This window comes from Klebsiella sp. C360 (assembly GCF_048822415.1).
Classification (GTDB): Bacteria; Pseudomonadota; Gammaproteobacteria; order Enterobacterales; family Enterobacteriaceae; genus Klebsiella; species Klebsiella quasipneumoniae.
Window position 1 is genome coordinate 23,533 of the sequence record NZ_JBMEZZ010000004.1, and the last position, 20,439, is coordinate 43,971.

19 protein-coding genes are annotated in these 20,439 nt (G+C 60.0%); 15 read left to right on the forward strand and 4 right to left on the reverse strand.

The annotated features are described in order from the left end of the window. The first annotated feature begins 127 nt into the window (after positions 1–127). From hypA to flhA, 6 genes are all read left to right on the forward strand, one after another. Positions 128–472, forward strand: a complete 345-nt coding sequence (hypA, locus tag ACOI7D_RS12015; RefSeq protein WP_004205644.1) for a hydrogenase maturation nickel metallochaperone HypA — start codon at positions 128–130, stop codon at positions 470–472. A gap of 3 nt (positions 473–475) precedes the next feature. After that, positions 476–1,348 carry a hydrogenase nickel incorporation protein HypB gene (hypB, locus tag ACOI7D_RS12020; RefSeq protein WP_023290798.1) on the forward strand — a complete coding sequence of 291 codons (873 nt, stop codon included), beginning with the start codon at positions 476–478 and terminating at the stop codon, positions 1,346–1,348. Then, positions 1,339–1,611 carry a HypC/HybG/HupF family hydrogenase formation chaperone gene (locus ACOI7D_RS12025; RefSeq protein ID WP_002914934.1) on the forward strand — a complete coding sequence of 91 codons (273 nt, stop codon included), beginning with the start codon at positions 1,339–1,341 and terminating at the stop codon, positions 1,609–1,611. The genes hypB and ACOI7D_RS12025 overlap by 10 nt, the downstream gene beginning before the upstream one ends. Continuing rightward, positions 1,611–2,732, forward strand: a complete 1,122-nt coding sequence (gene hypD, locus ACOI7D_RS12030) for a hydrogenase formation protein HypD (protein ID WP_023290799.1) — start codon at positions 1,611–1,613, stop codon at positions 2,730–2,732. The genes ACOI7D_RS12025 and hypD overlap by 1 nt, the downstream gene beginning before the upstream one ends. Then, a complete protein-coding gene (gene hypE, locus ACOI7D_RS12035) occupies positions 2,729–3,739 on the forward strand; it encodes a hydrogenase expression/formation protein HypE (RefSeq protein WP_048335100.1) in 1,011 nt (336 codons plus the stop codon). The genes hypD and hypE overlap by 4 nt, the downstream gene beginning before the upstream one ends. Before the next feature lie 235 nt (positions 3,740–3,974). Then, positions 3,975–6,047, forward strand: a complete 2,073-nt coding sequence (flhA, locus tag ACOI7D_RS12040; protein WP_023290801.1) for a formate hydrogenlyase transcriptional activator FlhA — start codon at positions 3,975–3,977, stop codon at positions 6,045–6,047. A gap of 53 nt (positions 6,048–6,100) precedes the next feature. Here flhA and ACOI7D_RS12045 read toward each other — a convergent pair whose 3' ends face one another. From ACOI7D_RS12045 to ACOI7D_RS12060, 4 genes are all read right to left on the reverse strand, one after another. Continuing rightward, the gene (locus ACOI7D_RS12045) at positions 6,101–7,501 is read right to left on the reverse strand and encodes a glycoside hydrolase family 1 protein (protein WP_109547009.1); all 1,401 of its coding nucleotides are present in this window, start codon (positions 7,499–7,501) and stop codon (positions 6,101–6,103) included. A gap of 50 nt (positions 7,502–7,551) precedes the next feature. Further along, a complete protein-coding gene (locus ACOI7D_RS12050; RefSeq protein ID WP_117140780.1) occupies positions 7,552–9,744 on the reverse strand; it encodes a CBM35 domain-containing protein in 2,193 nt (730 codons plus the stop codon). A 12-nt stretch (positions 9,745–9,756) separates the two neighbouring features. After that, entirely contained in the window at positions 9,757–11,094 is a 1,338-nt protein-coding gene (locus ACOI7D_RS12055) for a maltoporin (RefSeq protein WP_085551570.1), read from the reverse strand. A 262-nt stretch (positions 11,095–11,356) separates the two neighbouring features. Continuing rightward, on the reverse strand, positions 11,357–12,628 hold the full coding sequence (locus ACOI7D_RS12060; protein WP_004151052.1) for a PTS sugar transporter subunit IIC: 1,272 nt from the start codon (positions 12,626–12,628) through the stop codon (positions 11,357–11,359). Between the two features lie 177 nt (positions 12,629–12,805). Here ACOI7D_RS12060 and ACOI7D_RS12065 point away from each other — a divergent pair, with 177 nt between their 5' ends. The 9 genes from ACOI7D_RS12065 (at position 12,806) to ACOI7D_RS12105 (ending at position 20,385) form a co-directional block, all read left to right on the forward strand. Continuing rightward, a complete protein-coding gene (locus ACOI7D_RS12065; RefSeq protein WP_002914979.1) occupies positions 12,806–13,120 on the forward strand; it encodes a PTS sugar transporter subunit IIB in 315 nt (104 codons plus the stop codon). A 9-nt stretch (positions 13,121–13,129) separates the two neighbouring features. Continuing rightward, positions 13,130–14,452, forward strand: a complete 1,323-nt coding sequence (locus ACOI7D_RS12070; RefSeq protein ID WP_002914981.1) for a PTS cellobiose transporter subunit IIC — start codon at positions 13,130–13,132, stop codon at positions 14,450–14,452. 23 nt (positions 14,453–14,475) lie between these two features. Then, positions 14,476–14,790, forward strand: coding sequence for a PTS lactose/cellobiose transporter subunit IIA (locus ACOI7D_RS12075; RefSeq protein ID WP_002914983.1), 315 nt, complete (start codon positions 14,476–14,478; stop codon positions 14,788–14,790). Positions 14,791–14,840: 50 nt separating this feature from the next. Then, positions 14,841–15,755: an ROK family protein gene (locus ACOI7D_RS12080; RefSeq protein WP_109547007.1), complete on the forward strand. Its 915-nt coding sequence runs from the start codon at positions 14,841–14,843 to the stop codon at positions 15,753–15,755. Positions 15,756–15,811: 56 nt separating this feature from the next. Beyond that, the gene (locus tag ACOI7D_RS12085) at positions 15,812–16,774 is read left to right on the forward strand and encodes a LacI family DNA-binding transcriptional regulator (protein WP_048298115.1); all 963 of its coding nucleotides are present in this window, start codon (positions 15,812–15,814) and stop codon (positions 16,772–16,774) included. Positions 16,775–16,956: 182 nt separating this feature from the next. Then, entirely contained in the window at positions 16,957–17,874 is a 918-nt protein-coding gene (locus ACOI7D_RS12090; protein ID WP_044524511.1) for a metal ABC transporter substrate-binding protein, read from the forward strand. After that, complete coding sequence (locus ACOI7D_RS12095) at positions 17,871–18,692, forward strand: manganese/iron ABC transporter ATP-binding protein (RefSeq protein ID WP_109547006.1); 822 nt, start codon at positions 17,871–17,873, stop codon at positions 18,690–18,692. The genes ACOI7D_RS12090 and ACOI7D_RS12095 overlap by 4 nt, the downstream gene beginning before the upstream one ends. Next, a complete protein-coding gene (gene sitC / locus ACOI7D_RS12100) occupies positions 18,689–19,537 on the forward strand; it encodes an iron/manganese ABC transporter permease subunit SitC (protein WP_023290804.1) in 849 nt (282 codons plus the stop codon). Before ACOI7D_RS12095 ends, sitC begins: the two co-directional genes overlap by 4 nt. Then, positions 19,531–20,385 (forward strand): metal ABC transporter permease, encoded by an 855-nt coding sequence (locus ACOI7D_RS12105; protein WP_048298117.1) that lies wholly within the window; start codon positions 19,531–19,533, stop codon positions 20,383–20,385. Before sitC ends, ACOI7D_RS12105 begins: the two co-directional genes overlap by 7 nt. Positions 20,386–20,439: the final 54 nt, after the last annotated feature.

Sequence of the window (20,439 nt, forward strand, 5' to 3'; positions counted from 1 at the left end):
ATTTATTCCCTGCCGACGCGACATGTCGATGACAGCCCCGGCGCGTCGTCATCGACATTTCCTGCCGCCACGAGTCCTTTCTGGCACCGTTATTGCATAAAAGGCGCATCGCGATACGGAGGCGACTATGCACGAAATCACCCTCAGCCAGCGGGCGCTGGAAATTATTGAACAACAGGCGCAGCAGGCCGGCGCGCGGCGGGTGACCGGCGTGTGGCTTAAGGTGGGAGCATTTTCCTGCGTGGAAGCCAGCGCCCTGACCTTCTGCTTTGAGCTGGTCTGCCGCGGCACGCTGGCGGAGGGGTGCGAACTGCATATCGCCGAACAACAGGCTGAATGCTGGTGCGAACGCTGTCAGCAGTACGTCCATCTTGTCTCGCAGCACGTCCGCCGCTGCCCGCACTGCAATAACGACCAGCTACAGATCGTGGCGGATGACGGCTTACAGATTCAGCGTTTAGAATTGGAGTAAATTATGTGTACAACATGCGGCTGTGGAGAAGGCAACCTCTATATTGAAGGAGACGAACGAAACCCGCATTCCGCGTTCCGCAGCGCCCCCTTCGCGCCCGCCCCACGCCAGACGATGACCATCACCGGCGTAAAAACCGACCACTTCGCCCCCACCCGCACGACAGAGGGCGATCTGCATTACGGCCATGGCGAAGCGGGGACTCACGCCCCGGGCCAGAGCCAGCGGCGCATGCTGGAAGTGGAAATCGACGTGCTGGATAAAAACAACCGTCTGGCGGCGCGCAACCGCGCGCGCTTTGCGGCGAAGCAGCAGCTGGTGCTGAATCTGGTTTCCAGCCCCGGCTCCGGCAAAACCACCCTGCTCACCGAAACCCTCACCCGGCTGAAAGGGCGTGCCGACTGCGCGGTGATTGAAGGCGACCAGCAAACGGTCAATGACGCCGCCCGCATTCGCGCCACCGGCACCCCGGCGATTCAGGTCAACACCGGGAAAGGCTGCCATCTCGACGCCCAGATGATCGCCGACGCCGCCCCGCGCCTGCCGCTGGCTGACCACGGTATTCTGTTTATTGAAAACGTCGGCAACCTGGTCTGCCCGGCGAGCTTTGATCTCGGCGAACGCCATAAGGTGGCGGTGCTGTCGGTCACGGAAGGCGAAGACAAGCCGCTGAAGTATCCGCATATGTTCGCCGCCGCCAGCCTGATGCTGCTCAACAAGGTCGACCTGCTGCCGTATCTCAATTTCGACGTCGAGAAGTGCCTGGCCTGCGCCCGCGAGGTCAATCCGCATATTGACATTATCCTCCTCTCCGCCACCAGCGGCGAAGGCATGGATCAGTGGCTCACCTGGCTGGAGACGCAGCGATGTGCATAGGCATTCCGGGACAAATTTGCGCCATCGACGGCGTGCTGGCGAAGGTGGAAGTCTGCGGCATTCAGCGCGACGTCGACCTGACGCTGGTGGGCGCCGTTGACGAGCAGGGCCAGCCGCGTCTCGGCCAGTGGGTGCTGGTGCACGTCGGCTTCGCCATGAGCGTGATTAATGAAGCCGAAGCCCGCGACACTCTCGAAGCGCTGCAAAATATGTTTGACGTAGAGCCGGACGTCGGCGCCCTGCTGTACGGCGAGGAGCGATAATGCGTTACGTTGACGAATACCGCGCCCCTGAACAGGTCATGCAGTTGGTGGCCCATCTTCAGCAGCGTGCCCATCTGCTGCCGCACACCGCCGCGCGACCGCTGCGCATCATGGAGGTCTGCGGCGGTCATACCCATGCCATTTTTAAGTTCGGTCTCGACCAGCTGTTGCCGGAGAATATCGAATTTATTCATGGGCCCGGCTGCCCGGTGTGCGTCCTGCCGATGGGGCGCATCGACGCCTGCATTGAGATTGCCAGTCGTCCGGGGGTTATCTTCTGTACCTTCGGCGACGCCATGCGCGTACCGGGCAAAAACGGCTCACTGCTGCAGGCGAAAGCCCGCGGCGCCGATGTCCGCATCGTTTATTCGCCGATGGACGCCCTGCGGCTGGCGCAGCAAAACCCGCAGCGTGAGGTGGTCTTTTTCGGTCTCGGTTTCGAAACCACCATGCCCGCCACCGCCCTCACCCTGCGTCAGGCGCGGGAGCGCAACGTCGATAACTTCTTCTTTTTCTGCCAGCACATCACCCTGCTGCCGACCCTGCGCAGTCTGCTGGACCAGCCTGACAACGGTATCGACGCCTTTCTCGCCCCCGGCCACGTCAGTATGGTGATCGGCACCGAAGCCTACGGCTTTATCGCCAGCGACTATCATCGCCCGTTAGTGGTCGCCGGTTTCGAACCTCTTGATCTACTGCAAGGCGCGGTGATGCTGGTTGAGCAGACAATAGCGCAGCGTAGCGAGGTGGAAAATCAGTACCGCCGCGTAGTGCCGGATGCCGGCAACCCGCTGGCGCAGGCGGCGATGGCCGACGTGTTTCGCCTTGATGGCGACAGCGAATGGCGCGGTCTGGGGGTCATCAGCGACTCCGGCGTGCACCTCACGCCGGCCTATCAGCGCTTCGATGCCGAGGCCCATTTCCGCCCGGCGCCGCAGCGCGTGTGCGACGACCCGCGCGCCCGCTGCGGCGAGGTGTTGACCGGCCGCTGTAAACCGCACCAGTGCCCGCTCTTCGCCAGCACCTGCAATCCGCAAAGCGCCTTTGGCGCGCTGATGGTCTCCTCGGAAGGGGCCTGCGCCGCCTGGTATCAATATCGCAGTCAGGAATATGAAGCATGAAAAGCGTCCAGTTAGCCCACGGTAGCGGCGGTCAGGCAATGCAGCAGCTGATCGGCGACCTGTTTATGCAGGCTTTCGCCAACCCCTGGCTGGCGGAGCAGGAGGATCAGGCGCGTCTCGATCTGGCGGCGCTTGCCGCCCAGGGGGATCGTCTCGCCTTCTCCACCGACAGCTATGTGATTGACCCGCTGTTCTTTCCCGGCGGCAATATCGGCAAGCTGGCCGTCTGCGGTACCGCCAACGATGTGGCGGTCAGCGGCGCCATCCCCCGCTATCTTTCCTGCGGGTTTATTCTTGAAGAGGGGCTGGAGATGGCTACCCTGGAAGCGGTGGTCGCCAGCATGGCCGATACCGCCCGGGCGGCAGGGATCGCTATCGTTACCGGCGACACCAAAGTGGTGCCGCGCGGCGCGGCGGATAAGCTGTTTATTAACACCGCCGGCATCGGCGCCATCCCGGCAGACGTTCGCTGGGGGACGCAGCAGATCAGCGCCGGCGATGTGCTGCTGGTCAGCGGCACGCTGGGGGATCATGGCGCCACCATCCTTAATCTGCGCGAGCAGATGGGGCTCGACGGCGCGCTGTCCAGCGACTGCGCGGTGCTGACGCCGCTGATCCAAACCCTGCGGCCGCTGCGCGGCGTCAAAGCCCTGCGCGACGCCACCCGCGGCGGCGTCAACGCCGTCGCCCATGAGTTCGCCGCCGCCAGCGGCTGCGGCATTGAACTGCACGAGGCGAAGCTGCCGGTCAACGACACCGTGCGCGGAGTCTGCGAGCTGCTCGGGCTGGATGCCCTGAACTTCGCCAATGAAGGCAAGCTGGTGATCGCCGTCGCCCGCGAAGAAGCGGAAAACGTGCTGGCGCATATACGGTCTCACGCCCTGGGACGCGAGGCGGCGATAATCGGCGAGGTGGTCGCCCGCCCTGGCGTGCGTTCCGTCGGGCTGTACGGCGTAAAGCGGACGCTCGATCTTCCCCACGCCGAGCCGCTGCCGAGAATTTGTTAACGACGGCGTCGGGTCCCGGATAGCGGCTGGCGCCTTATCCGGGCTACAACACGGCGCGCACATGTAGCCCGGCTAAGCGCAGCGCGAGCCGGGAAAAGCCAGCATGATTGTCCCGCCCAAACCAGCGGGTGCCCACGGATGGGTTAAAGCGGCAATAACCGCTTTATTAACATACTATTATTTGTACCATCATTTTCTTATGCGCCGCGTTGCCGGCGCGTTTTGGATGTAAGCCATGTCGTATACACCGATGAGCGATCTCGGCCAGCAGGGTCTGTTTGATATCACCCGGCTTTTATTACAGCAGCCCGATCTGGCTGCGCTGAGCGAAACCCTGACCCGCCTGGTGCAACAGTCCGCACTGGCCGACGAAGCGGCCATTATCCTGTGGAACGCAGGCAACCACCGCGCGGCCAGATACGCCTGCGATGAGGCAGGCCAGCCGGTGAGCTATGAAGATGAAACCGTGCTCGCCCACGGACCGGTGCGCCGCTTACTCTCCCGGCCGGATGCCCTGCATTGCGATCATGAGACCTTTGCCGACACCTGGCCGCAGCTTATCCGCAGCGGGATCTATCGCCCGTTCGGGTACTACTCGCTGCTGCCGCTGGCGGCCGACGGGCGGATCTTCGGCGGTTGCGAATTTCTGCGCCGTGACAACCGGCCATGGAGCGAGAAAGAGTTCCAGCGACTGCATACCTTCGCGCAGATCGTCGCCGTCGTCAGCGAGCAGATTCAGAACCGGGTCAGTAACAACGTCGATTACGATCTGTTGTGCCACGAGCGCGACAACTTCCGCATTCTGGTGGCGATCACCAACGCGGTCCTCTCACGTCTGGATATCGACGAGCTGGTCAGCGAGGTGGCGAAAGAGATCCATCGCTACTTCCGGATCGACGCCATCAGCGTGGTGCTGCGCAGCAACCGCAAAGGGAAGCTCAACATCTATTCCACACACTATCTCGATGCCAGCCATCCGGTTCACGACCAGAGCGAGGTAGATGAAGCGGGCACCCTCACCGAGCGCGTGTTCAAAAGCAAAGAGATGCTGCTGCTTAATCTGCACGAGCATGACACCCTCGCGCCGTACGAGAAAATGCTCTTCGAAATGTGGGGCAACAAGATCCAGACCCTGTGCCTGCTGCCGCTGATGTCCGGCAACACCCTCCTCGGGGTGCTGAAGCTGGCGCAATGCGACGAACAGGTATTTACCACTACCAATCTCAAGCTGCTGCGGCAGATCGCCGAGCGGGTGTCGATCGCTATCGATAACGCCCTCGCCTACCGTGAAATTCAGCGCCTGAAAGAGCGACTGGTGGATGAGAACCTCGCCCTCACCGAGCAGCTCAACAATGTCGAGAGCGAATTCGGGGAGATCATCGGCCGCAGCGAGGCGATGAACAATGTGCTCAAGCAGGTCGAGATGGTGGCCCACAGCGACAGCACCGTGCTGATCCTCGGCGAAACCGGCACCGGCAAAGAGCTTATCGCCCGCGCCATTCATAACCTCAGCGGACGAAACAGTCGGCGGATGGTGAAGATGAACTGCGCCGCGATGCCCGCCGGTCTGCTGGAGAGCGATCTGTTCGGCCACGAACGCGGAGCCTTCACCGGGGCCAGCGCCCAGCGTATCGGCCGCTTCGAACTGGCGGACAAAAGCTCCCTGTTCCTTGATGAAGTGGGCGATATGCCGCTGGAGCTGCAGCCCAAGCTGCTGCGCGTTCTCCAGGAGCAGGAGTTCGAGCGCCTGGGGAGCAACAAGCTGATCCAGACCGACGTCCGACTGATCGCCGCCACCAACCGCGATCTCAAGCAGATGGTTATCGACAGGGAATTTCGCAGCGACCTCTACTACCGGCTCAACGTGTTCCCGATCCACCTGCCGCCGCTGCGCGAGCGTCCCGACGATATCCCGCTGCTGGTGAAGGCCTTTACCTTCAAAATCGCCCGCCGCATGGGACGCAATATCGACAGCATTCCGGCGGAGACCCTGCGTACCCTGACGCGCATGGAGTGGCCGGGCAACGTGCGCGAGCTGGAAAACGTCATCGAACGGGCGGTGCTGCTGACCCGCGGCAACGTGCTGCAGCTCTCCCTGCCGGAGCGGGATATCGTCGAGCCTCCGCGGTCGCCAGAGGTCCTGCCTGAGGAAGGCGAAGATGAATATCAGCTGATCGTCCGGGTGCTGAAGGAGAGCAACGGCGTGGTGGCCGGGCCGAAAGGCGCCGCCCAGCGGCTGGGGCTGAAGCGCACCACGCTCCTGTCGCGCATGAAGCGGCTGGGCATTAATAAAGACGAGCTGGTGTAGCCTCGCGCGCTCCCTCTTTGCGCGCCGGTAAGAGGGAGCGCTGGCGCAGCGCGCTATTTGTCGCTGGTAAAACCGTTGCTGGTCGCCAGTTCGGCAAACCACAGCGCATTGCGTTTTATCTGTCGCTCGCCGGTCTCCAGATCCAGTCGCCAGAAGCCGTAGCGCCGTTTGAAGGCATTGATCCACGACCAGTTGTCGATAAACGTCCACTGGTGTACGCCAAAGCAGTTCGCGCCGTCGGCAATGGCGCGGTGCAGTTGCACCAGATGCTCCTCCATCAGCTGTATGCGAAAATTATCGTCTATCACCCCGTCCGCCCCGGGCTCTCCCTCTGATTCTCGATCCATCGCGATGCCGATTTCCGCGAGATACCACTTAATATTGCCGTAGTTTTCGCGAATATTGGCGGCAATGTCATAAATAGCCTGCGGCAGGATCTCGTTGTTATCACGATAGGGGTTAAAGCGACCCTGCGGGTTCACCGCGTTTTCGAAATAGTATTCCGGGGTGAAATAATCGAGGTCATATTCGCTCTCACGCGCTTTTACCCGCCGCGGCACGTAATAATTCACCCCAAGAAAATCGATCTCCGCGCTGAGGATCAACGCCACGTCGTCTTTGCTGGTCGTCGGCAGGCAGTCGTGGGCGGCGAGGATCTCGCAAAGCGCTTTGGGGAATTCATGTTTTACCAGCGGGTCAAGGAAGCTGCGGTTAAAAAACAGGTCGGCATACCCGGCGGCCTTTTTATCCGCGTCGCTATCGGTGAGCGTATAGCTCGGGGTCAGGTTGAGCACCACGCCGATCTCGCCCGCCAGCGCCAGTTCACGATAAGCCGTGACCGCTTTGGCATGCGCCAGCATAATGTTAAACGCCACCTGCGCCGCCAGCCGACCATCTTTCTTACACGGATAGTGGAAATCGTACAGGTAGCCTCCCTCAACCGGTACAATCGGCTCGTTGAAGGTTATCCAGTATTTAACCTTATGGCCAAACAGGCTAAAGGCGGTGCGGGCAAAGCGGGCAAACAGCTCTGCTACGTGCGCCGATTCAAAGCCACCGTACTGTTTCTGCAGCACCTCCGGCATATCAAAATGGTAGAGATTGATCATCGGCTCAATGCCATTGGCGATCATCTCATCAAGATAGGCATGATAAAAACGCACCGCGTCCGGGTCCGGCGCGCCGGTTTCCAAATCCGCGATCAGTCGTGACCACTGAATTGAGGTGCGAAACGAGTTGAAGCCGGTCTTTTTCATCAGCGCCACGTCCTGCGGATACTGATGATAAGTATCACACACGGTTTGCGGCCCTACCTGCTGATAAAATCGCTCCGGCTGTTCGGCAAACCAGCTATCCCAGATGGAACGATGGCGCTTATTGGTGACCCCTTCCGTTTGCGGGCCGGACGCCGCCGCCCCCCACAGGAACCCTTGCGGAAACTGATACTGCTGCATAACCTCTCCTTCGAAAAAAGGCTGCGCCCGTCTGGCGCAGCCTGAACGTACTACTCCGCGACCACTTCGATCGATTTAATGAACATATAGCCCCAGTCGCCGGCGAAGCGGCCGAAGTCAATCTGATTAGTCCCCGCGTTAAGCGTCACCGGTATCCGCAGCTGCTGGCCCTGCTCATCCGTCTGCGGGAAGGCCACGGCCTGCGGAGCGCCCCCGTTGACGACAAAGGAGTTCTGCTTGCCGCCCCATTTGCCGTTGAAGGTTACGTTGAGCTGGAACTGACCGCTCCACGGCGCCTGCACCTGCCAGCTGATCTTATCCCCCTCGCTGGCAAATGGGCCGAGGAAACCGTCCTCGCCAACTGCCAGCGCGTCTTTATCACTCTTCATTACCGTCAGCCGCCCCTCAGCCACGCCATAGACTTTGCCGTGATAACGACAGAAATCCGCCGGCGCTTTCCCCGTTGCCTCGCCCACCGTCACGGTCACGGTTTTGCTGCTTTTCAGCAGCCCATCATCCGCCGTGAACGTCAGCGCATAGGTGCCTGGCGCCGTAAACCAGGCCCGGGTTTGAGCCCGATCGGCATGGCAGAAATGCACGTGTCCCTCACCGGCGTGCTGCCAGCCCACCTTAACCTCTCGCGACGGCAGGCCATCGTCCTGCCAGCTGGCCGTAAGCTCGACACCCTGGTCCTGCGTGGTGTTTAGGGCCTGTTCCAGCGTGATAACCGGCGGCTGATTCTCCTCGCTATGCTGCACGCTAATCACATTGGAAGGGGCAGAACGACCACTCTCGTTTTTCGCCGTCACCCGGTAGTAGTACGTATGCCCGAGCTGGAGCTGACGATAATCGTCGCGGAACAGAACCATGGTTTCCGGATTCCATTCGTTAACGCCATCGGAGATATCCCGGCCCACCACCGTCCACGGCCCGGTCGGCGAGCCAGCGCGTTCGACATCGTAGCTGCGTCCCACCGCGGCTCCCATCCAGTTGATCGCAAAGGGCGAGGTGGTCTCGCGCAGCAAAGGCGCGTCCGGCTTCGGCAGCGGCGCCATCGTCTGCTGTCCGGCCATCTGCGCCGCGGCCGTGCGCACCAGATCGACCACCGCCTGCTCCTGGTTCGCTTCGCCTTCTTTGGCAAACCCCGGCAGGTGGTAGCTGTAGTGCCCGGTCGACTCCTTATGCCAGTAGAAGCCGCCGTCGTGACGATGGCCACGGAAGCCCCAGACAAGCCCGCCGGCGGCTTGCGCCCCGTTGACGTCGCTGTGAACAATCGACTGCATAATGGCGTCCAGTTGATCCGCCGGAAGCAGGCCAAACTCGCCGACGAGATAGACTTTTTGCCCGCCGACGGCGCGCAGATCCTGCGTGACCTGCCCGGGATGGTTATTATCGGCATTGGTGTAATAGTGATTGCTGACGATATCCACATTGGGGTCGGTCAGCGCAAAGGAATTGATTTTCTTATAGGTACCATCCACCACTAACTGGTGAGGGGCCCACTTTTTAATCCACGCCGCGGTCTGATGCAGGAAATCGGCGTTGGTATCCTCCAGCTCGTTACCGGTTTCCCAGGCCATGATCGCCTTTTCATCATAGTAGGCGCGACCGGTGACGGTATTTGTCCGGGTGATAACCTGGCGGATCACATCCAGATAGGCTTTGAAGGTCTTGCTATCGGTCCGATAAAAGTCTTCCGCTTGTTCATGATAGAACGCCGCCAGCTGCTCGCGCCCGCCCCACCACCACCAGTGGTCGATAAACGGCAGGATCAGACGCAATCCCTGTTTATCCGCTTCGGCAATCATGTTGTCATACACCCGCATGGCTTTCTCATTCAGCCGCGGCATGCCGTCCGCCGTTTCCGGCGCCAGAATATGGGTCTCGCGCCCGCAGGCTTTATCAAATTCCTGCTGCACCGACAGCACGTAGACGCGCTGGGCTTTCGCCCCGGTTTGCACCATCGCCTGGATCCAGTTTTGCTGCTCCTGCGCCGTTGGCCATTTAAAGTATTGTCCCCAGCCGCGCGGGTCTGCTCTGCAGGGGCCGCGGGCGTCGTCTTCAATGCGGTGCAGCTCCGGCGCGTGGATCCCGGCGAAACGAAACACCTTGTCGCCGTCCTTGAGGGTGGCGCCGTCGCGAGTGATAAAGTGCGTAAAGTGCGAGCGCTCGGCGGCCAGCGCCCCGCCGGCCCCCAGCGCGGACAGCAGCCCCATCAGCAGCAGGTTTTTCATCGGCTTCATCGTTGTCTCTCCTTAGAACCAGACCTCGGCCTGTACGCCGAAGTTAACGGTGTCGGTAGAGCCACTGCGGGAATACCCGCCGGCGGTGATGGTATTGGTATCCCAGTTGTAGTTGCCGTCCAGCGCATCGGAGACGCCTTTATCCCACTTCGCGTAGGTGACGAAGAAGCGCAGCTGCGGGCGCGCCCAGAAGCCGGAGTCAAAGGTCAGGGTTGGCGCAACGGTGACTTTGGTCAGGCCGCCTTTGCCTTTGCCATTGACCCCTTTGTAGTTTTTATCATCCAGGTATTCGTAGCCCAGCTCGTACTGCATGGCAAAGTTGCGGGTGATCTGATGATAAGGGCGGATACCGGCGACCCACATCGAACGTCCCCAGCCATGGTCATCTTCCGTCCACCAGCGGTAGTTTTTATCCTTCTGCCAGAAAGCGAAGGTGGAGATCTCCAGATCGCCCATCGAGGCCACGCTATCCAGCACCACCCGCCAGGACTGGGTGTTTTCCAGATTGGCCCAGCCCCAGCCGTTTTTACCCAGCGAGTCGCCCGCCGCCAGCCCTTTGCCGTACTGCAACGCGAGGCGGGAATAGCCACCAGTGAGGCCATAGAAACCGTCAAAGTTATAAATACCGGTCACGCCATAGCCTTTCTCGGCGGAAGTCGGATGCTTTTCATTACGGTTCATGTGGTGGCCGATCAGCTCCAGATCGAAGCCTGTCCCGGCGATCTTTTTCAGCCACAGGTTGAGAGAGTAGTCATCCGGGTAGCCCTGATCTCCCTTATCCACCGGGTAGGCTTTGGTTTCATCGGTGGGTGAAAAGGCGTAGACCCCGGCGTCGAAGCGGGCGAAGCCGAGATCCATGTTGTCGAAGCCGCCGCCGGTGCCGTTGTACTGAATGTACTCCCAGTCGAACTGATGGCTGGAGGTGTTGGAGCTGCTGTAGCGCTTACCGGCCCAGAAGGTCATCTCCGGCGCAAAATCCAGATTGCTCAGCTCGGCGAACCCTTCACGAAACTGTACGTCATGGCCATCGTCATCCTGACAGTTCCAGTCGGAGGTGCATTTCGACTGGTGAGTGAGGTTGGCCTGCACTTTCGCCACCACGCCGCTGTCCGCCGTCAGCGTCACGGTGGGGATCAGTTCGATCTTGGTGTCTTCTTCGTTGCCCAGTCGCCACTTGCCGTCCGGCATCAGGCCGACGGAGTCCGCGCGGTTGCCATCGGAGTTCGCCAGGATCCCGGAGCGGATATAGCCATGCAGCGCAAAATCATACTTCGGATCGGCGCAGGCCAGGCTGCTGGCCCCTGCCAGCGAGAGGAGAGCCAGAGGTATTGAATGTTTCAGCTTTATCATTATTTTTTTCCCACGTTATGTTTGTTAACACGAACCGATAACGGAGGGGAAATTTACGGATCAAAAACGGAAATGTACATCCATTAATGGAAAGCGCTTTCCATAATTGCCTATCTGGTTCACAAAATTCGCTCTGCGGCGAATATATTCGTGAGACTGATCACACAAAACAACAAGAATGCCGCCGGGAGCCGGCAGCAGAGCGGAAGGACGAGCAGGTAAATGAATGCCGCCGGGGGATATACCGCCGACGGCGAGGGGGTCAGCGTTCGGTTTCCGCGAGCTGGCGTTCGTACACTTTGAAGAAGGGGCGATAGAGCATCCAGGCGTTAAACATCGCGAACAGGCTCATGCACAAATTTTTCCAGCTGCCGTTCGCCGACCATGCTGCCCCCAGCGGGGAAGGCATCGACCAGGGTAGCATCGCCACCGCGCGATCGAGGATACCCAGCTGAGTTAAATACCATGCGATACAGGCATTTATGAGAGGAACAAAGAGAAACGGCAGTAAAAAAACCGGGTTCATGATTACCGGAAAACCAAACAGTATTGGCTCGTTGATATTAAACAGCGACGGCAGCAGGCCAATTTTTGCCACGCTTTTCAGCTGCCGCGAGCGGCTGCGCATCGCCATCAGCACCAGCGGCAAAGTGGAGCCAATACCGCCGATCAGCAGGTAAAAATCCCAGAACCCCTGCAGATAAATATGCGGCAGCGTTGGCGAACCCGCCGCCAGCGCCTGCTGATTTTCAAACAGATAGGTCATCCAGAAGGGGTTCATGATCCCGGTGATGATCAGCGCGCCGTGGATACCGATAAACCAGAGTAAGTTACAGATAAATAAAGAGATAAGTACCGCCATCAGCGTGTCGGACGCCAGCACCAGCGGCCGCACCGCTTCGCTGATCAACTCCGGTACGATGCGTCCGGTGGTCTGCAGCAGTATGGCATTCATCACGCTTATCGACAGCATCACCACCAGCAGCGGTATCAGCAGTTGAAAGCCATTGCGAGTCATCAGCGGCACTTCATCAGGCAGGCGGATACACCAACCTTTTTTGTAGAAAAAACGAATTATCTCAATGGAATAGGTACTGGATATCAGGGCGGTAAATATCCCCATACCGCCGAGATAAACGTTGCTCACCGCAGTCTCGCGAAAGCCGATAAACAGCAGAAAAGCCAGACACCCGGTTAAACCGCAGAGCCGTTCCGGCAGACGGTACTGCTTGGCGAGACTGGCGCTGGCGCCGAAGGCGACAATCAGCGCCACCAGGCCAATGGTTAGCTGAAAGGTCGGCAGCAGGATAGGCCGCAGCAGCAAATAGACCTGGCCGAAACGCGAGGCGCCGTCGATGGAAACGGGCGGAAACAAAATGGGAACCAACAGGCTGCCAACAATCACAAAGGGCATCGCCAGCGCAAAGCTATCGCGCATCGCCGTAATGTGGTTGTTGCGCGTCAGAACATTCGCCAGCGGCGCCAGCCGCTGCTCGATGATGTCCACGGCCACATTCATTAACTGAATGTTCATACTCCTACCTTTGCGAATGGTTGTCTCGCCGGGATGATCGCCCACAACACCGGAAAGTGAAAGCCTGCCATAGGTGATCATGGTCACAATTAATAAATCCACAAACGGAAAGCGCTTTCCGTAATGCATCCGTTTTGACTATAGTCCGCACATCCAACCTCATCAGGAGCGGTACTTATGAAAAAAATTATGTTGTGTTGTTCGGCAGGCATGTCCACCAGCCTGCTGATGAAAAAAATGATTGCCGAAGCCGAACAGCGGGGCCTGCCGGTAGAGATCAACGCCTATGGCGTAGCGGAGTTCGCCGAACAGGTCGGCCATTACCAGGTGGTGCTGCTGGGGCCGCAGGTGAAATACATGCAACAGGATCTGCAAAAACAGGCGGATAAATACGGTATCCGCGTTGAACCCATCAATATGATGGACTACGGCATGCAAAAAGGCGCTGCAGTCCTCGATTTCGCCCTTTCCCTCATTGAAAACAAGAACTAAGGAAAGAACATGAGCTCTCTGTACGCTAAACTGATCGATGTGATCGAACGGCAGATCACGCCTATGGCGGGGGCGATCGGCCAGCAAAAATACGTCACCTCGATCCGCGACGGTTTTATTACCGCCCTGCCCTTTATGATCGTCGGCTCGTTTTTGCTGGTATTTATCTTTCCGCCGTTTTCTCCGGATACGACGTGGGGCTTTGCCCGCGCCTGGCTGCAATTTTCGCTCGATCATCGCGATGCGCTGATGCTGCCGTTCAACTTCAGCATGGGGGTGATGACCCTGTTCATTGCCGTCGGGATCGCCGCCAGCCTCGCCAAGCACCATCACCTGGACTCGCTGACCGCCGGGATGCTGTCGCTGATGTCGTTTCTGCTGGTAGCCGCACCGCTGAAAGATGGCCAGATCTCTACTGCCTACTTCTCCGGTCAGGGGATCTTCACCGCCATTCTGGTGGCCATCTATTCCACCGAGCTGTACGCCTTCCTCAAGCGGCATAACATCACCATTCGCCTGCCGCCGGAAGTGCCTGCCGGGGTGGCGCGCTCGTTCGAGATCCTGATCCCGGTGCTGGCGATCATTCTGACGCTGCATCCGCTGAACCTGTTTATCGAGGCTCAGCTGGGGATGATCATTCCGGAAGCGATCATGTCGCTGGTCAAACCGCTGGTCGCGGCTTCCGATACGCTGCCGGCCATTCTGTTGTCAGTGCTGGTCTGTCAGGTGCTGTGGTTCGCCGGGATCCACGGCGCGCTGATCGTCACCGGGATCATGAACCCGTTCTGGATGGCCAACCTGTCGGTCAATCAGGCGGCCATGGCGGCAGGTACCGCTATCCCGCACATCTATGTCCAGGGCTTCTGGGATCACTATCTGCTGATCGGCGGCGTCGGCTCCACCCTGCCGCTGGCGCTGATGCTGCTGCGCAGCAAGGCCGTGCATCTGCGGACGATTGGCCGGATGGGGGTTGTGCCGGGGGTATTCAATATTAACGAACCGATCCTCTTCGGCGCGCCGATCATCATGAACCCACTGTTTTTCCTGCCGTTCGTGCTGGTGCCGATGGTCAACGCGACCCTGGCGTACTTTGCGCTGAAGCTGGACCTGGTCAGCCGCGTAGTGTCGATGACGCCGTGGACGACGCCGGCCCCTATCGGCGCCTCGTGGGCGGCGAACTGGAGTTTTAGCCCGGTGATTCTGTGCCTCATTTGTATGGCCACCGCCATGGTGATGTACCTGCCATTTCTCAAAGCTTACGAAAAACAGCTGCTGGCCCAGGAGCGTGAAAACGCCGTCGGCCAGGCTGATAACGCGGCGCAAACCGCTTAACGCTAACGATTCAGAGGATAATCATGGAATTAGAAGAACAGGTGATGGGGATCATCATCAACGCCGGCCAGTCCCGTAGCCTGTGTTACGAAGCGCTGCACGCCGCTAAAGCGGGTGATTTCGCCACCGCCGACGCCAAAATGCAAGAGGCGGCGCACTATTCTCGCGAAGCTCACCTTGTGCAGACCCAGCTTATCGAAGCTGACGAAGGCGAGGGAAAAACCAAAATGACGCTGGTGATGGTCCATGCTCAGGATCACCTGATGACCTCCATTCTGGCGAAAGAGCTGATTGCCGAACTGATTGCGATTTACCGCGCGCAACCGCTTCACGCCTAGCGCCTTGCCCGGCCAGACGCGCTGGCCGGGTCTGATTCCCCGAGGTCACTATGTTACATCTTGGAATAGATATTGGCGGCACCAAAATGGAGGCCGTACTGCTGGACCCCGCAGGCGAATGCGTCCAGCGCCTGCGTCGGCCGACCCACAAAGATAGCTATGACGCCTTTATGCGTCAGCTGCTGACTCTGATTGCCGATATGCGCACGGTCAGCCCGCAGCCGTTCACCCTGGGGATAGGCCTGCCCGGGGCTATCGATCCGCAAAGCGGACGCATTAAAAACTGCAACTGCCTGGTGCTCAACGGCCACGATCTGCGCCGGGATATCATGCAGCAGCTTGGCCAGCCGGTGTGGATGGCAAACGATGCCGACTGTTTCACCCTTTCGGAGGCGGTGGATGGCGCTGGCGCCGGGGCTACCACTGTCTTCGGGGTGATTATCGGTACCGGCTGCGGTGGCGGGATCGCCGTTCATCAACAGCTGCTCAGCGGCCCCAACGCTATCGCCGGGGAGTGGGGACATAATCCACTGCCGGGCTATACTCCTGAGCGTGATGGCCCGCCGCAGCCCTGCTACTGCGGCAAAACGAACTGCATCGAAAGCTTTATTTCCGGCACCGGCTTCGCCCGCCGCTATGGGGAACAAGCGCGTGCGGAAGCCATTGTCGCCGCGGCGCAAAACGGCGATCCGCGCGCGCTGGCCCACTGGCGACACTTTATCGACGCCTTTGCCCGTAGCCTGGCGTCGGTGATCAACATTCTCGACCCGCAGGTGATTGTGCTGGGCGGCGGTTTGTCCAACGTCAGTCAGATCTATCGCGATCTGCCTGCCGCTATCGTGCCGTGGATCTTCTCCGACAGCTGCCGCACGCAGATCAAACCGGCCCGTTTCGGCGACGCCAGCGGCGTGCGCGGCGCGGCCTGGCTGCCCCGTCTGCCCGGCGCCGTGGACGGGCCATGGTAGACACTTTTTTCAGCAGGTATGTTAAGCTAGGCGAAAATGTCCAGACAGAAAAAGCCATGCCAACGATTGATGATGTTTCAAGATTAGCGAATGTCTCAAGAGCGACGGTTTCCCGCGTGCTGACCGGCACCCGGGGCGTGCGCGAAGAGAGCCGGGAAGCTGTGCTGCGGGCCGTTGAAGAACTCAACTATCGCCCGAGCTTTGCCGCGCAAAACCTCGCCAGTCAGACATCCAGCCACGTTGGTCTGGTGATTTCCGCGCAGGACGAGAGCAACGGCGCGCGTCTGCTGCCGCTCCTCTCGCAGGCGCTGAAAGGGCTGAATAAAAGCCTGCTGGTCCAGTATGTCAGCGATCCGGTAGAGCAGGCGGCGGCGATCGACGATCTGCAGCGCCAGTGCGTGGCGGTGGTGGTGCTGGGCGCCGTTGCTGCCGACGCGCCGCGCAACGTTATCGCCTTTGACCGTTTCGGCGTCGCCGGGAGCAACAGCCAGGGCTATGACTTCGCCTTCGCCACTGAAAGTGCCTGCCGCTATGTGATTGGCAAGGGACACCGCAACATCGCCCTGCTGGTGGACAGCGATAGCGACGATGCCAGCCGCCAGATGATGGAAGGCTACCGCAACGTTCTGCAGAACTACTCCATTCCTTTTAACCGCCAGCTGGTGCTGACGGCCAACGATGATGTCGAACAGGCGCTGCTGACCTTAATTAACAGCTTCAGTAAATACTCAGTCATTATCGTTAAACGTGACCGCTACGCGGCTGAGGCAATGCGCCTGCTGCGCGAATTCACCATCGCCGTCCCGCAGGAGGTCTCCCTGCTGAGCCTTGAGGATTCCCCGCTCGCCTCGCTGCTCTACCCACCGCTGACCTGCATCTCCTGGCCACTGGAGGCGCTGCTGGATAACTGTATTCAGCGTATCCGCAGCCTGATTGACGACCGGCCAACCTTCACCGCCGAGGGCCGCTCGCTGGCTGGCCGCCTGATCCCGCGCCAGTCGGTCGCCGATATCTCTTGATCTTCGCCCGGTTCGCGCCGGGCCAGCCTTATCTCTCCACTTTCTTATCGCTTTCGTTTCCCGGCTCATTATTACCCACGCATGCAAATAAGAATTATTTTCATTTATAAATAGCTTGTGCTATATAACATAGCAATGGCTATAAACGCTGGGAAATTAACCACATCATTGCGAGGGATCCTATGCTGCACCTGACACCGCTGAAATCATTGCTGCTGGCCAGCGCGCTGGCCCTGCTGGCCGCGGCACCGGCCTCGGCGCAGGAGAAATTCAGGGTTATCACCACCTTCACGGTTATCGCCGATATGGCGCAGAACGTGGCCGGCGATGCCGCCGTCGTCAGCTCCATCACCAAACCGGGCGCCGAGATCCACGACTACCAGCCTACCCCCGGCGATATCAAACGCGCGCAGGGGGCGCAGCTGATCCTCAGCAACGGTCTCAATCTCGAACGGTGGTTTGCCCGCTTTTATCAGCACCTGCAGGGCGTCCCGGAGGTGGTGGTCAGCGAGGGGATCCAGCCGATGGGCATCAGCGCAGGCCCCTATAGCGGAAAGCCCAATCCCCATGCCTGGATGTCGGCAGATAACGCCCTGATCTATGTCGATAATATTCGCGATGCGCTGGTGAAATACGATCCGCCTCACGCCGACACCTATCGCCGCAACGCCGAGGCCTATAAAGAGAAGATCCGTCAGACGATGGCGCCGCTGCAGGCCAGACTGGCGCAGCTGCCGGCGGATAAGCGCTGGCTGGTCACCAGCGAGGGAGCCTTCTCCTATCTGGCCCGCGACTATGGCCTGCGCGAACTGTATCTGTGGCCGATTAACGCCGACCAGCAGGGCACTCCGCAACAGGTGCGCAAGGTTATCGACACCATGAAGAAAGAACAGATCCCGACCATCTTCAGCGAAAGCACCATCTCCGATAAACCGGCGCGTCAGGTGGCGCGCGAAGCCGGCGCCCACTACGGCGGCGTGCTGTATGTCGATTCGCTGAGCGCCGCCGACGGCCCGGTGCCGACCTGGCTCGACCTGCTGCGCGTCACCACCGAAACCATCGTCAACGGTATCCAGGACGGGATGAGGAAACAGCCATGAATACTGCGCAAGCGGGTCTGTATGTCGACCAGCTCACCGTCACCTGGCGCAACGGCCACACCGCCCTGCGCGACGCCTCGTTCAGCGTACCGCGCGGCTCTATTGCCGCGCTGGTGGGGGTTAACGGCTCGGGTAAATCCACACTGTTTAAAGCGCTGATGGGCTTTGTGCGCGTCGGTCACGGCGAGATCGCCATCCTCGGCCAGCCGGTCAACCGCGCGCTGCGCCAGAACCTGGTCGCCTATGTCCCGCAGTCGGAAGAGGTGGACTGGTCCTTCCCGGTGCTGGTGGAGGATGTGGTGATGATGGGCCGCTACGGCCATATGGGCTGGCTGCGGCGGGCAAAGCCGCGCGATCGCGAGATTGTCGATGCCGCGCTGGCCCGCGTGGGCATGAGCGAGTACCGCCATCGGCAAATTGGCGAGCTCTCCGGCGGGCAGAAAAAACGCGTCTTCCTTGCCCGCGCCATCGCTCAGCAGGGCCAGGTGATCCTGCTGGATGAGCCTTTTACCGGCGTCGATGTGCAGACCGAAGCGCGGATCATCAGCCTGCTGCGCGAGCTCCGCGATGAGGGCTGTACCATGCTGGTCTCCACCCATAATCTCGGGTCCGTAAGTGAATTTTGCGATTACACGGTGATGGTAAAAGGCACCGTGCTGGCCAGCGGCCCGACAGAAACCACCTTCACCGCCGAGAATCTGGAGCGGGCTTTCAGCGGCGTACTGCGCCACGTCGCGCTCACCGGTGCGGAAGCGCAGATTATCACCGATGACGAGCGGCCGTTTATCAGCCGGCGCGCGACGGGAGGCCCACGATGAGCTGGCTGCTGGAGCCGTTTGGCTATCACTATATGCTCAATGCGATGTGGGTGGCGGCGCTGGTGGGCGGCGTCTGCGCCTTTCTCTCCTGCTACCTGATGCTGAAGGGCTGGTCGCTGATTGGCGACGCCCTTTCCCACTCGATTGTGCCCGGCGTCGCCGGGGCCTATATGCTCGGCCTGCCGTTTGCCCTCGGCGCGTTTCTCTCCGGCGGCCTGGCGGCGGGCAGTATGCTGTTTTTGCAGCAGCGGTCGCGGCTGAAAGAGGATGCGATTATCGGCCTGATCTTCTCCTCCTTCTTCGGGATCGGGCTGTTTATGGTGTCGCTGAACCCGACGTCGGTGAATATCCAGACCATTATCCTCGGCAATATTCTGGCCATCGCCCCGGAGGATATTATCCAGCTGGCGGCGATCGGCTTTATCTCGATGGCGATCCTGCTGTTGAAGTGGAAAGATCTGATGGTGACCTTCTTCGATGAGCACCACGCCCGCTCGATTGGTCTGAACACCCGCGGCCTGAAGCTGCTGTTCTTTACCCTGCTGGCGGCCTGCACCGTAGCGGCGCTGCAGACCGTCGGCGCCTTTCTGGTTATCTGCCTGGTGGTCACCCCCGGCGCCACCGCCTGGCTGTTAACCGACCGCTTCCCGCGCCTGCTGGCCATCGCCGTCGCCATCGGCAGCCTGACCAGCTTCTTCGGCGCCTGGCTCAGTTACTACCTCGACGGCGCCACCGGCGGCATTATCGTGGTGGCGCAAACGCTGCTGTTCCTCATCACCTTTATCTTCGCGCCGAAGCATGGCCTGTTGGCCAACCGCCGCCGCGCCGGGGAGGCCGCATGCTGAATCTGATCCTGGCCCCGTTCCAGTTTCCTTTTATGGTCAACGCGATAACAGTATCGATGGTCGTTGCCGTGCCCTGCGCGCTGCTGTCAGTCTTTCTGGTGCTCAAAGGCTGGGCGCTGATGGGCGACGCCATGAGCCACGCGGTCTTTCCCGGCGTGGTGCTGGCCTACATTATCGGCATCCCCTTCGCCATCGGCGCATTTATCGCCGGGCTGCTCTGCGCCGTGACGACCGGGTTTCTCGACGATAACAGCCGCCTCAAACGCGATACCATCATGGGGATTGTCTTCTCCGGCATGTTTGGCGCCGGGCTGGTGCTGTACGTAGCGATCCAGTCCGACGTCCATCTCGACCATATTCTGTTCGGCGACATGCTGGGGATCTCCCTCAGCGATATTGGACAAACGGCGGCTATCGCGCTGGTGATTGCGCTGATTATCGGGCTGAAATGGCGGGATTTTTTGCTGCACGCCTTCGATCCGACGCAGGCCAAAGCCAGCGGCCTGCGCGGCGGACTGCTGCACTACGGCATGCTGTGCATGATCGCCCTGACCATCGTCGCGACGCTGCAGTCGGTAGGGATTATTCTGTCGATTTCGCTGCTGATTGCCCCCGGGGCGATTGCGCTCCTGCTGGTACGGCGCTTTATCCACGCCCTGCTGCTGGCGGTGGCGGTAGCGGTCTGCTGCTCGGCGGGAGGGGTGTGGCTGGCGTTTTATCTCGATAGCGCGCCGGCGCCGACTATCGTGGTGCTGTTCACCGCGCTGTTTGTGGTCGCCTTTGTGACAAGCACGATCCGGGATAGTCAGAAACAGAAGGCTTCATCACCCATCCCCGGTGGCGGCTAACGCCTTACCGGGGCTGCGCTTGCCCCCCGGCTGCGCGCAGCCCAGGCCGGGGAA